Raw genomic sequence first — 14,098 nt, forward strand, 5'->3', positions numbered from 1 at the left:
GGTAACAGACGCTGATCGGGCATATGTCTCAGTGCTTTCTGGCTGGTTTTGGTGCAACTCGACCGTGAATCTGCCGCTGAAAATAGACAGTGCTTTCTACAATCTTTTGCTCGTGGGAGTTTTTTATTTGAATTGGCGCAGTGCGAGTCTGATACTTTGAATGCACCAGCAGATTCATTAGTTTAGTACTTTCTGCTAAGTGGTGGGCGCACTCCTGCTAGCTTGGTGTTAGACACAATATTCTGCTTATGAGGATCTTAACTACCTTATCGATATTAGTTTTTCAACTCCTTATTGCTAGAAGTGCTACTAGTCAAATAATAATTTCAAATGAAAAGATAAGCCTAAATGAAATTTTCTTTCGGGCTTATAAGAGTCAAGAAAATCTGATCATTCGCGATTCAGAAATTACCAATCAAATCTTTAATGAATGGAATGGCCTGATAGATTCTGTTATTAGTTCAGGATCGAAAAATCGAAGAGTATTGATCGATTCAATCAGCTTTGATCGAATAGCAAGTAATACCCCAAAAATTCTTATTTCTAATTGCAAATTTGCCGACCACCAATACTCCATAGCCGGACTGGAAATATCTTATCTGAAAATTGAGAGTTCAAATGGAGGATTTTATTTAGATGATTTTTACGGACGCTTAGAAATCCAAACCAATTCAGGAATTGAATGCAGGAATTCATATTTCCTGGGGGCTAATAAGTTCGCAAGTAATTACTTATCATTTCACTCTAACATCATAGTTGGTAATGTAACTTTCGACTTAAGGGATAAAATGAACATGTTCAAGGTGCTGGGGAATTCGTTTTACCTCACCAACGAAAATCCCCTTTCTTTGAAACTAAATACGGAAAGTGATTGGAATAGAACAATAAGTATGGATAGTACAATGTATCCTAAAAGGTTAAATGACCCTATGAACATGCTCTTTGCAGGTATGAACGCTAGCGTTCCTGAATTGTCAATTGAATCCTCTAACGATTCTTTCATTGGTGAGTTTATTTTTGATCAAAATCGGGCATATAAGACAGATTCAACTGAAATTGAGATTTCCTTGCGTGGCATAAAAGCCGAGGATTTCTATTTTAGAGATAACAAGATTAATTGCCGAAGCGAGTTGACTGAAATTATTATAAATAATCGAGCATCAATACTTAATAACCGATTTCTTCAAACGGTTAACTTATCGGGAATGATCTATTCGGAATTCAGTAATGAAATTCCATACGATCAATTCAAAGGGAGAATCATAACCTCAATTGATACTCCCAGCTCAAGTGCTGATGGACTTGGTCAAGGATCAATGACGAATTGGGAAGCCTACTATGGTTACACTGAATTTGAATTAAGCAACTCAACTGGCTTCAATCGACTTTTATTTTCTCATCGACAGTTATATAACATATACAAGGAAAGAGGGGATCTCCGGAGTGCAAATGGTGTATACACCGATATCAAGTCGCTGGAAACGCGAAGAATTAAGCATACATATAAAACCAAAGGAGGCATGAAGAACTTCATTAACTGGAAACTAAATCAACTTCTTCAGAGCTATACCGAATATGGAACAGACCCTGCTAAAGCAATATTGATTTCAATCTATGTTATTCTTTTGTTCAGTTTAGTTTATATGTTTTTTCCTTCAACTTGGGACGATTTTGATCGGTCCAAAATGTTGACAGAACTCAGAGATGGGAAAGCTCTCAGGTTTCTCAGAAATATCCTATTGATCATTGTCAACTCTATGGTTCTCAGCCTAAACGCTTTTGTCACACTTGGTTTTGGCAGTATTCCAACTAAGGGAACTCCTAAGTATATTACAATTGTTCAAGGGTTTATCGGTTGGTTTTTACTAGGAATTTTCAGCGTGGCTCTTATCAACCAGGTACTTTTCTAGCGATAAAGTGTCTAACAGACGTTATATTCCATTAGGCCAGTCGCAAAGGGTCATGGGAATGACACGATTCGTTAAATTTGTTACGTGGAGAATCTAAAGGAACATCTGAACACCATTGCTGGTCGACTAACTCCTGACTCAACTCTTGAGGACGTGTACGAACAACTGGCTTTGCTCGCTGACATTGAAAAATCAGAATACAGATATTTAGTGGCCTGGAGTTACAAGATCGACTCTCGAAGAAAAGAATAACTATCTCTCGAATCTTTCATACTGCGCAGAACCCGAACAAACTGAAAGGAATATAACAAGCGATATAGCATTCGTTTTATTTATAGGTAATTTGTTTTAGAATTGAACATGAGACACCTCCATTTGCTTTCTATAATCCTTCTTCTGTCTTGTGGCAAAGCCGAAGAACCTATTCCATTGGGCAAACTAAATCTTGACATAGAACTTCTTACTCCTGAGAATTATTACACCCATTACAATGTTCTTGGAGCGTATCAGGAAGGTGTTGAATTTGATGAAAGCAATTACATATCGCTATTAATTAAGGTTAACGAAGCAGGATCTTATGCTCTTACTACCCGAGAGAATAATGGTTTTAAGTTTGTAAGCCAGGGCGTTTTAGAAGTAGGAGACACCACAATTATTTTGCAAGCCGTGGGCACACCAATAAGTACGGGAATTACCTCTTTCGAAATAACTACTAAGCATCCAGATGAAATAAAGGAATATAATGTAAATGTAATTCCCAAATTATCAGAAGAGGTCATGTATGCCACTGTACAATTTGAAGAAGATGGAGATTATTCCACTATAGCTCAAAGGGCTAGCGGAGAAACTTTGTGGCAAATGGATGGATACTCCACTTATGGAGCCATTAATAATGGCAATATTTATTTATCCAATTCAAATGCGCTCATCTGTGCCAACACATTGACAGGAAGTCTGGTATGGTCAAGAGAAGATTTGGCGGATTTGCACAGCTTGAGTTATAATGAAGGCAATGTATTTGCTTTAGGTAAAGCAGGTGATTGCTATGCCTTAAATGCAAATACAGGGGAAATAATTTGGAACTATACATCCCAAGATAGGTTGTTCCCTCAAAGTGCACCCCTGTCTGATAATGATTTGGTTTTTATTGAAGATAGTGATACCATACGTGCATTGGGCATCCACAGTGGCACTACTGAATGGAAAGTCCCATTCTCGGATATGACTGGAACGCCAGTTATGCAAGGGGACACGCTCATTGTTGGGAGTCAGGGAGTAGTGACGAGCATTGATATTAAAAGCGGAAAAATAATTTGGACAACAAACAAATATTGTGACAGTGATTTGCTCTTGGCAAATAATTTGGTCTATTATAACAGTAGATATTCAGATTTAAGATCAATAAAAATTTCTACAGGAGAGCAGATATCTTCTAATTTCATAGACTATGGTTTAATGTATGCTCCTTCTAAGTGGTACGATTGCATTATTTCTTATGATGGACACTGGAGTACGCTTGCCGGGTCAAATTCCTGTACATACAAAAGGTTTCCTCACGACTACTTTATAGCATGTCCAGTAGTTATTCATGACGACGTAATTTATGCAGCAGGCAGTAATAGTTTACTCTATTTTGTCCCTTATAGTGGTGATTTAATCAGTCGTTTATCCAATGATGATACTGGTCTATATTATAGTGAAATCGTGGCCATTCAGAGCACTGTCACAGGTATAGTTTCATATCCAACACAAAGCGCCATGGATTAACATTTTCATGAAAGAACTTGAAGAAAGCGTTTCGCAAACGCCATAGTCCATGCCTGTCCGCTACTCCACCTCCCAAAGCTTCGCTGTCCGGTCACTGGAGCCTGTGAGTACTTTACGCCCGTCAGGGGTGAAGGCCACATCATTGATTTGGCCTTTGTGCTTGGTGTAGCGACGAAGTTCCTTGCCATTGAGTGTCCAAAGAATGGCCGTGTGATCTGCGGATGCAGTAACTACTTTTTTACCATCTGGTGAAAAAGCCACAGCGTTGACAGGCTTGGTGTGACCTATTAACTTTAAATTTTTACGGTCTTTCAGTCGCCAGATTCTGGCTGTTTTGTCCTTGGAACCAGTAATAATAAATTTACCATCTGGAGAAAAAGCCACTGCAGTCACCCAGTGGATATGTCCCTTGAATTCTGCTACCATGTTGCCTTTCAAATCCCACATACGCGCGGTGTGGTCATTGGAAGCCGTAAGGATATGCTTGCCATCTGGAGAGAAAGTCACGGCATTGATCCATTCGTTGTGACCCACAAAGGACTGAATGAAAGTACCGTCTAATTTGTACAATCTGGCCGTTTTGTCGAACGAGGCTGTAACCACATATTCGCCATCAGGTGAAAAGGCCACATCACTCACATGGAAAGTATGCCCCGTAAACTCTCCAATCATCTTACCATTTACATCATAGAGTTTGGCAGTCTTGTCCCAAGAGCCAGTAGCCATGCGATTGCCATTGGGTGAGAAAGCTACCGAAGTCAGCCAATCCGTATGCCCTTTCAGTTCTTCAATCAGGTTTCCTTGCATATCCCAGAGCCAGGCCGTATTGTCCCAGCCTTTGGTCAGGATTCGGCGTCCATTGGGAGCCACTGCCACACTAAGTACTTCTTTGGGAGCGGAAAAGGACGCAAGCAAATAAGTTTTTTCTATGGGTTTGGCTTTGGCTACCACTTTTGGTTTTGTCCTTTCGGCAATGATGCGCTCGGCCTCATTGGCAAATTTTCCATTGGGTGAAAGTCTCAAGTAGACTTTGTAGCTCACTACTGTGTTTTCTTCACTAGCCTCCTGCCAGGCCGCCTCGTCTTTGAGCTCTGCAATGCGCGCAAATGCGGCATCTTTGTAGGTTCCTTTCGGATTTTCTTGAATGTATGCTTCTAGCACTTCCGCTGAGTTGGCAATCAGCGCTTTCTCCCAACTTTCAGCTTCGTGCAAACTGTCTATTTTGAATTTCGCGGTACGAATGAATTTCCCTTCAGGGTAAAACTGAAGATATTCCTGATAGCCAATACTCTCATTTGCGGTCAGGTATTTTCCCCAGTCTCTGGCTTCCTGTGTTTTATTTCTGTGCTGAATAGACAAAATAAATGTCGTCCAGACCACTACAAGCATAAGAGAAACGAAGGTCACTAAATTTCTAAATAATTTATCAGTCGTACGCTTTGGAGGGTGGCCTATGAGATCATAGATATCTCCCAGCAAGATCCGAATGCTCTTATCTGCAGCATCACCTTTCCAATGGGAAAGATTCGTATAGGCTTCAGTAGGTAGGGTCTGCTCGTTTTGTACCTCATCATAGACCAGCGACACGAGATTCTTTTTTTTGAGTCCCAGCTGGGCTTGTTCCAAAATGGAAGAATTATTTATCGCTCCTGGTGACCAAAGGACAATAATGCAATGTGCATTTTTTAAGGCGCTTTCAATTTGGGCATCAAAATGTTCATCGTCAGCAATAGCAGACTCCCACCAGACCGACCAGCCAAACTCATCAAGCACTTCCGCGAGTTGTCTGGCTCTGCGTTTGTCTTCCGGGATATAGCTAATGAATATTTCGCTCAAAGTTCAGAAGTTGGATTCAATAATTGAATATAAAGATTAATTAGGATAATTACTGGGCAATTTAGCACCTGAGGCTAAAACAAGTAAATATAATGGCTTATCTTTTCAATAGATTAAATCAATATTTCATCTCTACTTATGCGCCATTCTATTCTTGTTTGTCTACTTGCCTTATTGTATTCTCAATGTACCCAGGAGGTGATTAGATGCAAAATAGAAACCACTCTGGGCGATATTGAGGTGGAATTGTATCCAGAAAAAGCGCCTACAACTGTGGCTAATTTTCTAAACTATACAGATGCTGGCTTGTACACCAACTCAAGTTTCTTCAGAGCTTGCACTCCAGCCAATGAGGCAGACAGGGCAATACAAATAGAAGTGATACAAGGTGGTAATGTGCCAGAAGAGAAGGAAATGGAGCCTATCCAAATAGAAACCACCAAGCAAACAGGCCTTCTCCATCAGCATGGTACATTGTCAATGGCGCGTGACAAGCCCAACTCGGCTACTTGCAGCTTCTTCATCTGCTTGGGTGACCAGCCCTCATTAGATTTTGGTGGAGCCAGAAATCCAGATGGTTTTGGATTTGCAGCCTTTGGACGGGTGACTCAGGGTATGGAGGTGGTGCTGGAAATTCAGAAGCAAAAGGAAGAGGGGCAGTATTTTATTGAGCCTGTGCCTATCCTCAGGATAGTTCGGATTAATGAATAAAAGACAACTTTTACTGCTTCTGTAAAAATTTCTGATAGCGCACCCAAGCTTATTCTTTCTCCTTGCTGGTATGACGTTACTCTTCAGTAAAGAGCTCTGAAAAATATTTAGCGCTAGGCCTACTTCATTAAATAATGAATGTCAGATTGGGCTTTGATTTGGTTTGCGGCAAATTCTGGGGTGATGTCCCTTTGAGGATTGCCAAGCATTTCATAACCCACCATAAATTTTTTGACTGTAGCGGATCGCAACAAAGGTGGGTAGAAAGTCATGTGCCATTGCCATTCTTCATGAGGATTTCCATCGTAAGGCGCTTGATGAATACCTGCAGAATAAGGAAAAGAGGTTTCAAACAGATTATCATATTTGATAGTCAAAAAGCGATAAGCTTCCGCCAAGGCGAACCGTTCCTCCTCATTCATTTCAGTAATTCGAGCCATTTTTCTTTTAGGAATAATCATAGCCTCATAGGGCCAAACTGCCCAAAACGGCACCAATACAATCATGTGATCATTTTCAAAAATGACTCTTTCAGGTTTTTCCTGTTCTTGTGCTAAATAGTCCAACAATAGATCACCTCCTGTCTCTTTATGATAAGCCAGCTGCTGGGTTTGCTTTTTAGCTGGCTCTACAGGTACAGATTCTTGTGCCCAGATTTGACCATGTGGATGAGGATTCGAACATCCCATCACGGCACCTTTGTTTTCAAAAATCTGAATGTGATTGATATAGTCTAATGCGCCTATTTCGTGACATTGATCTACCCATAAGTCCACAACCAACTTGACCTGATGAGTTTCCATTTCTGGAATGGTCAAATCATGTCGGGGAGAAAAGCAGATCACCTTGCAAACACCACGTTCGCTTTTTGATTGCAACAATCCATTTTCTTCTCCGCCAGATGGAATGTCTGATTGCAGAGCCGCAAAATCATTAGTGAAAGCATACACCTCCTTGTAGTCCAGGTTCTTCTCTCCTCCTATTCGCTCGTTGGTAGGACAGAGGTAGCATTTTTCGTCGTAGGCTGGTCTTCTATCTACCGACAGTTTTTCTATCTGCCCCTGCCAAGGACGCTTAGAGCGATGAGGTGAAACTTGTACCCATTCACCTGTCAGTATATTCAATCGTCTGTGCGAATGATCATTTGCATTAAACTCCTTCATTAATTTCTTGTTTGCAAACCCCAACTCCGTCAGCTATTGCCACGCGGTAGACTTTGGTGTTTATTCCTAATGCTTCTTGATAACCTTTTGTAACCTCTTCAATGACTTGATCTACCTTATCCTTTTGTATCAAGTTGACGGTGCATCCGCCAAAGCCTCCACCCATCATTCGGCCACCAATATGTCCATCACAAGCCGAGGCTATTTCAATGAGCGTATCCAATTCTTTGCAGCTCACCTCATATTCCCTACTCAGCCCAGCATGAGTTTCAAGCATGATCTGTCCTACTTTTGTTATATCTCCTGCCTTCAATGCCTCACATACGGCTTGTACCCTAATATTTTCTTCTATCACGTACTTGCATCTGTGATAAACCACTTCTTCCATTTCAGCTTGCGCTTGAGCCAAATCTTCCAATGTAGCATCCCGAAGTGAACTGACTTTTGAATTGACAGCTTGAATAATTTTAACACCCTCTTCACACTGATTTCTGCGAATGTTGTACTGAGAATCAGCCAGATTATGTTTGACGTTAGAATCGAACAGCACCAATTCATAGTCTTTGAAATCTGCAGGATAGTAGTCATACTCAAGACTTCTACAGTCCAATTTTACTACCTGATTATTTTGCCCCATACAACTGGCAAATTGATCCATGATGCCGCATTTGACACCAGCAAACTTATGTTCAGCGGCTTGCCCCATTTTGGCCAATGCCACTTTATCAACTTTCAGTTTGAATAGTTCGCTCAGTGCTTGTCCAAAACCACATTCCAATGCAGCCGAAGAGGATAATCCTGACCCCATTGGGATGTCACTAGTAAACATGAGATTGAAGCCCTCTAGCTTATGTCCGGCCAACTGAAACTGATCTATGACACCTAAAAAGTAATTGACCCAACCCTGATCCACAGGAACAAGCGCATCATGCATACCCAAGCTATAAGATTCATCCAGGTCAACAGAAATAAGCTTTGAGCGACTGGTTCCGCTCCTTTGGATGAATACAAAGACCGAAAGGTCTATGGCAGCAGGTAGGACAAACCCGTCATTGTAATCTGTATGTTCTCCAATGATATTGATTCTGCCCGGAGCACGAACCACTATGGGCTCATTACCAAATATTTCCTCAAATGTGTTTTTAACGTCGTTCCTGTTACGTCCCATTCATTGCTTAATTTATAAACGTAAATTTAACGTTTATAAATTAAATTGCAACCGTATGATGTACAATTATCAATTAAGATATTAATTTAGCCCTAAACCAAACGCTTATGACTGACGAGAGTACTTCAACATATATTGTGGCTCAGCCCATTCTGGTAGCCGTTGATAATGTAATTTTTGGATTTGACGGTGAGGAAGAGAAACTCAAGGTACTCTTGTTCAAAAGGAAGGTGGAGCCCTTTGCCGGACAATGGTCATTGGTAGGAAGCTTTGTCCAGCCGAATGAGTCTGCTGTGGTGGCGGCCTCTAGAATCCTGACCGAATTTACAGGATTAGAAAGTGTCTTTTTGGAGCAGTTGCATTGTTACAGCAGTGTGGATCGTGATCCTGGAGATCGTGTAATTTCTATTGCCTATTACAGCCTTATACAATTAGAGACTTATAGAAAAAAGCTCGTAGAAGAGCATGAGGCTGCCTGGTTTGAGCTCCATGAAATTCCAGATTTGGTAATCGATCACAAACAAATGGTTGCTGATGCCTTAGTCAAACTACAAGACAATGCACGAAGAAGACCAGTAGGTTTCAATCTGCTTCCTCCAAAATTCACCTTGCCTCAGCTGTTTAAACTGTACCAAGAAATCTATCAGAAAGAAATAGATGATAGAAATTTTCGAAAAAAAATATTAGCAACTGACCTTCTTGAAAAGCTGGACACAAAAGATAAGACAACGTCTAAAAAGGGCGCTTTTCACTATCAGTTCAATAAAACAAAGTATCAACAGCTAGAGACTGATGGGTACGATATTCTCTTTCACTAAAGCCAACTTCTGCGCCCTACACCACTCTGTTCACAACTGCAAGTAGATCTTCTGAAGTAAAAGGCTTAACTATATATTCAGACGCGCCGAGTTCAATACCTTCATTAATGACTGATTGCTGACCTACAGCACTCACCATAATCACTTTGGAAGATATACCCTGATCCTTGAATACTTTAAGGATATCCGTCCCGATCATATCTGGAAGGATATTATCCAGGGTAATCAAATCTGGAGATAACTCCATCGCCAAATCTATGGCAGTTTCACCATTTGCGGCTTCTCCCACGATCTCATATCCTTCTGATTTTAATGTATCTTTGATCAATGTACGCATGTACATAGAATCATCTACTATTAATACTTTTTTGCTCATCTGTGTATTTTTAAATTTTCTTCTTTTTATAAATTCTTGTTTTCACGTCAAACACCTCGAACAACGCTTTTCCACTGTCGGGCATAATATCATAGTAGCCTATGATTAAAAAGCCATCATCATTTAGACTTTTATGAAAAAGTTCCAGCACCTGAAGTTTCAATTTTTCATCAAAATAGATCATCACATTCCGACAAAAAATAATATCATGTTTGGTAGTCATACCGTCATGAACCAGATTGTGCCTATCGAAAGTGACATGGCTCTGGTAGGCGGGTTTTATCGTGGCGTGTGTTTCATTAAAATTGAAAAAATCAGCCATTTTTTTATTTGGATAAAACGCTAGAAATGGCTTCATGTATTGCTCTAGAATAATTAAGGAGTAATCTCCTGCCCTGGCCTTTTTCAAAGCTCTATCGCTTAAATCAGTAGCCAGTGCCCGTGTTTTTTGTAGCATTCCTTTTTCTTCAAGAACAATCGCCATTGTGTATACTTCCTCTCCCGTAGAACAGCCAGCATGCCAGACATTAAGTCTCGGCCTTGATTTATAATGATCCAGGATTTTGTCCTTGATTACAATCCAGGCATCTGGGTTTCTGAATAGTTCTGTCAGATTAACCAAAAGGTCATCAATCCCCTTTTCAAAAAATTCTTTGTCCTTGATGATTTTTGCCCATAATTCGAGCATAGAAGACATTTTATGCTTCATCATCAGACGAACAATACTCCTCTTCAAGGACTTTTTTTCATAGTTAGTGAAATCCAGTCCATACCTATTTTTCAAGGCTTGCATCAACGCATCTAGTTCTTCGTCTGATATGCTATCTATCACGTTGACTGTGGTTTATATACCATTTATCTGCAGATTATGTTAATTCTTTGGCTAATACGTTTTCCGCTTTGCTTTTAACCTTGTCAAGAAAATTTTCTTGAAGCAGCCAAACAAATTCGGGTTGCACTTCTAATTCTGGAATACCGAAAGTGGCTCGAAACTCAACAGTAGAATCGTAAACTTCTGACTCCGCTTTGATGTATTTATTGACCTCATCAGCTTGCATGACATGAAGTGATGGTACATTCCCATATATTTCAAGTTCAAGAAAATTAGCCAACTGAGTGACCACAGCACCTGCTACCATGTTGTCTATCTCGGTCAGAAACTCTAATTTCATTAATCTGGTCTCAGGATTATTGTTCATCAAAACCTCCTCAGGCAGCCCTGCATTTTGTATTTTTTGAACTTCGTGTTCAGAAAAAATCAGATGACAAAAACCCTTTAGATCCCCAACCAGTTCAGTTTTCAATAGGTGTGTTTTTCCCTCAGCTTTTGTACAATACTGTGGCGCACTGCCCAGATGTTCAAAAGACGATGCTATGTCTTTTAGGGAAGCGTCCGTACCAAGTATATTCTTAAAAGCCAATGCGGCTTTTGAAAGTCCAAACTTGAGTAATTTTTCGGTAGCGCTGTTTTCCCTCTCTGTTAAATTATTAAACATAGTAAATGAGTTTATATCTGATTTTCCGTTTCTACTGTTTTTTGGGCTAATGTTTTGAACATCAAATCTGAGATGGTCGTCACATCAATTACTAAGCAAACCTTACCATTACCCAAAATGGTAGTACCACTTAATAGCTTTGTTTTTTCCAGTGGCCGAACCATGGACTTTTCAATTATTTCCTTTTGCTGAAGTAGACGATCTACTACCACTCCTAGCAATCTGCCTGCATAGGAAAGTACTATGACATCCAATTTCGTCTCTTCTTCTAGTTCTTCAAAAGAGCGATGAAGCACGCCCTCTTTTTGACAGTCCGCCAGATTCTCCAAGGTGACAATATCTTTCAAAAAGATGATCGGGATGGTTTGGTCCAGGTATTGTGCCATGAGTCCATCTGTGATTCTGTGTATTTCGCTCTTTGATAATGAAATCACGGCTTCAGTATAAGAAAGCGCCACGGCATATTCTTGCTCGTCCAGTTCAAATAACAAGGCACCTTTGAGCGCCATTGATGAGGGTAGGTTCAACTTAATGGTAGTGCCCATGCCCACTTCAGTTTCCACATTGATTTGTCCCCCTATAGATTCAGCAGCCTTTTTCACTACGTCCATTCCTACACCACGGCCTGATATCTCAGTAATTTTTTCTGCATTAGAAAAGCCTGGTTCGAAGATGTACATGATCACTTCCTGATCAGACAGCTGCTGTGCAAGCTCCTTGCTAGCCAGGCCTTTTTCTACAATCTTTCTTCGAATTATACTAGCGTCGATTCCATTTCCATCATCTGCCACCTCGATCACCACATTATCTTTTTCGTAGTGCGCACTGAGAATGATGGTTCCTTTGTCAGGCTTCCCTTTAGATCTTCTTGCTTCACTTTTTTCGATCCCATGACTCACAGCATTTCTTACCAAGTGGATCATGGCATCACTCATGATTTTGAGAATATTTCTGTCTATCTCACATTCTGTTCCCTGAAGCACCAAGCTCACATTTTTGTTTTCTATAGAAGCTACATCTCTTACTATTCGATGAAATTTGTTAAACAAAAATCCGACAGTTACCATACGAGCGTTCATCACCCCATATTGCAAGTCTGATGTAATGCGTTGTAAACCCTCAAATTCTGACGTTCGCTTACCATCCACACTATTTAAAGTAATCAATCGATCTCTCTCTATTATCAATTGGCCAACCATGGTCATGAGTTCATCCATTTTCTTGACAGGGATCTGAATAACATCCGTAAATGTAATTTCAGACTTCATGGCCTGAGGGTTTTTGCTCGTATCTCCAGTGGGAACTAATAATGCTTCTTGCGTTAGATCTTCCTCTTCATCCAACTGCTCTTCTCTGACTGGTGTGGTCAGTTCACTTTTTGGCTCAGCAGGTGAATCATTTGGCTGAGCACCTTTTATTTCTGCTACTTTTGTATGCTTTTCTAGCAGTACGAAAAGTTTGGTCTTGATACCAAGATAAGAAACTCTTTCGCCACTTTTTAACGCATCTATGAGTGCACCTAATTTGTCATTCGCCTTGAACAGACTATCAAAAAGATCTTTGTTGAGCGCCATGGTTCCTTGCTGCACGGATCCCATCACATCCTCCATCACGTGCGTCAGTGCTGCAACATCATCAAACCCCATTCCCATTGCATTTCCCTTGAGGGTATGCACAATTCGAAATATTGAATTGATGGCATTGAAATCTGTATGATCGTTTTCCAGATCAGTAAACAGGCGGTTTAGTTCCTCGAAATTTTCCAGCGCCTCAGCATGAAAGAGCTCTTTATATTCTTCTTCTTTGGACTTCAACTTTCTCTTTTTTTATAAACTATTGACTATAAAACTTCCGATTTCTTTAATATCAATTGACTTATCAATTGCACCACATTGCACTGCTGCCTTGGGCATTCCATAGATAATGCTCGACTTTTCATTTTGTGCAATTGTGTAACCTCCAGCCGCTTTAATGGCCTTCATTCCTTCTACTCCATCCTTACCCATTCCTGTCAATATCACGCCCAGTGTTCTGGCACCATGTACCTTTGCTGCAGATAGCATGATTGAATTGATGGATGGATTGTTATATTCTTTAAACTGCTCGTCTGTAAAAGCTATTTTGGACTTCTTACCTTTTTCAATCAAAACCATATTGCCTGATCCTGGAGCGATGATCACATGACCAGCCGTAAGTTCCATTCCTTTGGCTCCTACCAGGACATTGAGCGGACTCAACTTGTTCAATCGTTTTACGAATGGTGCAATAAAGTTGGTGGGCATGTGTTGACCTATTACGACTGGTACATTGAGGTTGGAAGGCAATGACACGATAATTTCTTCTAATGCACTTGGTCCTCCAGTAGAGGCTCCAATGACAACCAAATCATATTTACTCTTTTCGTCAAAAGTATGCTGATTGGTATTTTTACTGTTAGGCTTCACAGCCATTGGTTTGGCCCTTGTCACACTTCTGATTTTCTGAATCAATTCCGTCTCGATCAAACGCATTTTTGCATTACCTCTTGAAGGTTTATTCAAATAATCTACGGCTCCCTCCTGAAGTGCATCGAAGATAGGCTGAAGGTTGGTGTTGCCCACAGAGCTCAAAATCAAAATGGGTAAGGGACACTCTTTCATGATGTGCTTGACGGCATATATCCCGTCATATTCTCCCATATTCATGTCCAGAAGCAAGACATCAGGCTTTAGCTCCTTGACCTTATTCACCGCGTCTTTGCCATCCACAGCAGCTCCTACTACTTGCATGCCTTCATTTTCAGATAAAATATCTGAAATCAAAAGGCGCATGAAGCCTGAATCGTCCGCTATGAGTACTCTGGTATCTTTCATA

The 14,098-nt window shown here is 40.5% G+C and carries 13 protein-coding genes; 5 read left to right on the plus strand and 8 right to left on the minus strand.

What is annotated here, in order from left to right:
- Positions 1 to 485 precede the first annotated feature (485 nt).
- The 3 genes from B9A58_RS06240 to B9A58_RS06245 all read left to right on the plus strand — a co-directional run bounded on the left by B9A58_RS06240 (position 486) and on the right by B9A58_RS06245 (position 3,677).
- Positions 486 to 1,910: a hypothetical protein gene (locus B9A58_RS06240; protein WP_139793764.1), complete on the plus strand. Its 1,425-nt coding sequence runs from the start codon at positions 486 to 488 to the stop codon at positions 1,908 to 1,910.
- An 84-nt stretch (positions 1,911 to 1,994) separates the two neighbouring features.
- Positions 1,995 to 2,162 carry a hypothetical protein gene (locus B9A58_RS20340; protein ID WP_176214695.1) on the plus strand — a complete coding sequence of 56 codons (168 nt, stop codon included), beginning with the start codon at positions 1,995 to 1,997 and terminating at the stop codon, positions 2,160 to 2,162.
- Positions 2,163 to 2,270: 108 nt separating this feature from the next.
- Positions 2,271 to 3,677 carry a PQQ-binding-like beta-propeller repeat protein gene (locus B9A58_RS06245; RefSeq protein WP_084371544.1) on the plus strand — a complete coding sequence of 469 codons (1,407 nt, stop codon included), beginning with the start codon at positions 2,271 to 2,273 and terminating at the stop codon, positions 3,675 to 3,677.
- 60 nt (positions 3,678 to 3,737) lie between these two features.
- Here B9A58_RS06245 and B9A58_RS06250 read toward each other — a convergent pair whose 3' ends face one another.
- Positions 3,738 to 5,513 carry a toll/interleukin-1 receptor domain-containing protein gene (locus B9A58_RS06250; protein WP_084371545.1) on the minus strand — a complete coding sequence of 592 codons (1,776 nt, stop codon included), beginning with the start codon at positions 5,511 to 5,513 and terminating at the stop codon, positions 3,738 to 3,740.
- A 198-nt stretch (positions 5,514 to 5,711) separates the two neighbouring features.
- Here B9A58_RS06250 and B9A58_RS06255 point away from each other — a divergent pair, with 198 nt between their 5' ends.
- Positions 5,712 to 6,224, plus strand: coding sequence for a peptidylprolyl isomerase (locus B9A58_RS06255; RefSeq protein WP_245827000.1), 513 nt, complete (start codon positions 5,712 to 5,714; stop codon positions 6,222 to 6,224).
- Between the two features lie 119 nt (positions 6,225 to 6,343).
- Here the strand turns inward: B9A58_RS06255 and B9A58_RS06260 are convergent, their stop codons facing one another.
- Together B9A58_RS06260 and B9A58_RS06265 are read right to left on the minus strand one after the other, a co-directional pair.
- The gene (locus tag B9A58_RS06260; RefSeq protein WP_084371547.1) at positions 6,344 to 7,387 is read right to left on the minus strand and encodes a UDP-glucose--hexose-1-phosphate uridylyltransferase; all 1,044 of its coding nucleotides are present in this window, start codon (positions 7,385 to 7,387) and stop codon (positions 6,344 to 6,346) included.
- A complete protein-coding gene (locus B9A58_RS06265) occupies positions 7,374 to 8,555 on the minus strand; it encodes a galactokinase (protein ID WP_084371548.1) in 1,182 nt (393 codons plus the stop codon). The genes B9A58_RS06260 and B9A58_RS06265 overlap by 14 nt, the downstream gene beginning before the upstream one ends.
- Positions 8,556 to 8,662: 107 nt before the next feature.
- Here B9A58_RS06265 and B9A58_RS06270 point away from each other — a divergent pair, with 107 nt between their 5' ends.
- The gene (locus tag B9A58_RS06270; protein ID WP_084371549.1) at positions 8,663 to 9,373 is read left to right on the plus strand and encodes an NUDIX hydrolase; all 711 of its coding nucleotides are present in this window, start codon (positions 8,663 to 8,665) and stop codon (positions 9,371 to 9,373) included.
- Positions 9,374 to 9,389: 16 nt separating this feature from the next.
- On the opposite strand, the gene B9A58_RS06275 is transcribed toward B9A58_RS06270, so the two are convergent.
- The 5 genes from B9A58_RS06275 to cheB are packed head-to-tail and all read right to left on the minus strand — an operon-like array spanning position 9,390 to position 14,097.
- Positions 9,390 to 9,749: a response regulator gene (locus B9A58_RS06275; RefSeq protein ID WP_084371550.1), complete on the minus strand. Its 360-nt coding sequence runs from the start codon at positions 9,747 to 9,749 to the stop codon at positions 9,390 to 9,392.
- A 10-nt stretch (positions 9,750 to 9,759) separates the two neighbouring features.
- Entirely contained in the window at positions 9,760 to 10,581 is an 822-nt protein-coding gene (locus tag B9A58_RS06280; RefSeq protein WP_084371551.1) for a CheR family methyltransferase, read from the minus strand.
- Between the two features lie 34 nt (positions 10,582 to 10,615).
- A complete protein-coding gene (locus B9A58_RS06285; protein WP_084371552.1) occupies positions 10,616 to 11,245 on the minus strand; it encodes a hypothetical protein in 630 nt (209 codons plus the stop codon).
- Positions 11,246 to 11,256: 11 nt separating this feature from the next.
- Positions 11,257 to 13,059 carry a chemotaxis protein CheA gene (locus B9A58_RS06290; RefSeq protein ID WP_084371553.1) on the minus strand — a complete coding sequence of 601 codons (1,803 nt, stop codon included), beginning with the start codon at positions 13,057 to 13,059 and terminating at the stop codon, positions 11,257 to 11,259.
- Positions 13,060 to 13,071: 12 nt separating this feature from the next.
- Positions 13,072 to 14,097, minus strand: a complete 1,026-nt coding sequence (cheB, locus tag B9A58_RS06295) for a chemotaxis-specific protein-glutamate methyltransferase CheB (protein ID WP_084371554.1) — start codon at positions 14,095 to 14,097, stop codon at positions 13,072 to 13,074.
- Position 14,098 lies beyond the last annotated feature (1 nt).

It is taken from the genome of Reichenbachiella faecimaris, from assembly GCF_900176375.1.
Lineage (GTDB): Bacteria > Bacteroidota > Bacteroidia > Cytophagales > Cyclobacteriaceae > Reichenbachiella > Reichenbachiella faecimaris.

Coding starts and splice junctions, on each gene's coding strand:
- B9A58_RS06245 (WP_084371544.1), top strand. CDS start 2,271: ATGAGACACCTCCATTTGCTTTCTATAATCCTTCTTCTGTCTTGTGGC.
- B9A58_RS06260 (WP_084371547.1), bottom strand. CDS start 7,387: ATGAAGGAGTTTAATGCAAATGATCATTCGCACAGACGATTGAATATA.
- B9A58_RS06265 (WP_084371548.1), bottom strand. CDS start 8,555: ATGGGACGTAACAGGAACGACGTTAAAAACACATTTGAGGAAATATTT.
- B9A58_RS06270 (WP_084371549.1), top strand. CDS start 8,663: ATGACTGACGAGAGTACTTCAACATATATTGTGGCTCAGCCCATTCTG.
- B9A58_RS06275 (WP_084371550.1), bottom strand. CDS start 9,749: ATGAGCAAAAAAGTATTAATAGTAGATGATTCTATGTACATGCGTACA.
- B9A58_RS06285 (WP_084371552.1), bottom strand. CDS start 11,245: ATGTTTAATAATTTAACAGAGAGGGAAAACAGCGCTACCGAAAAATTA.
- cheB (WP_084371554.1), bottom strand. CDS start 14,097: ATGAAAGATACCAGAGTACTCATAGCGGACGATTCAGGCTTCATGCGC.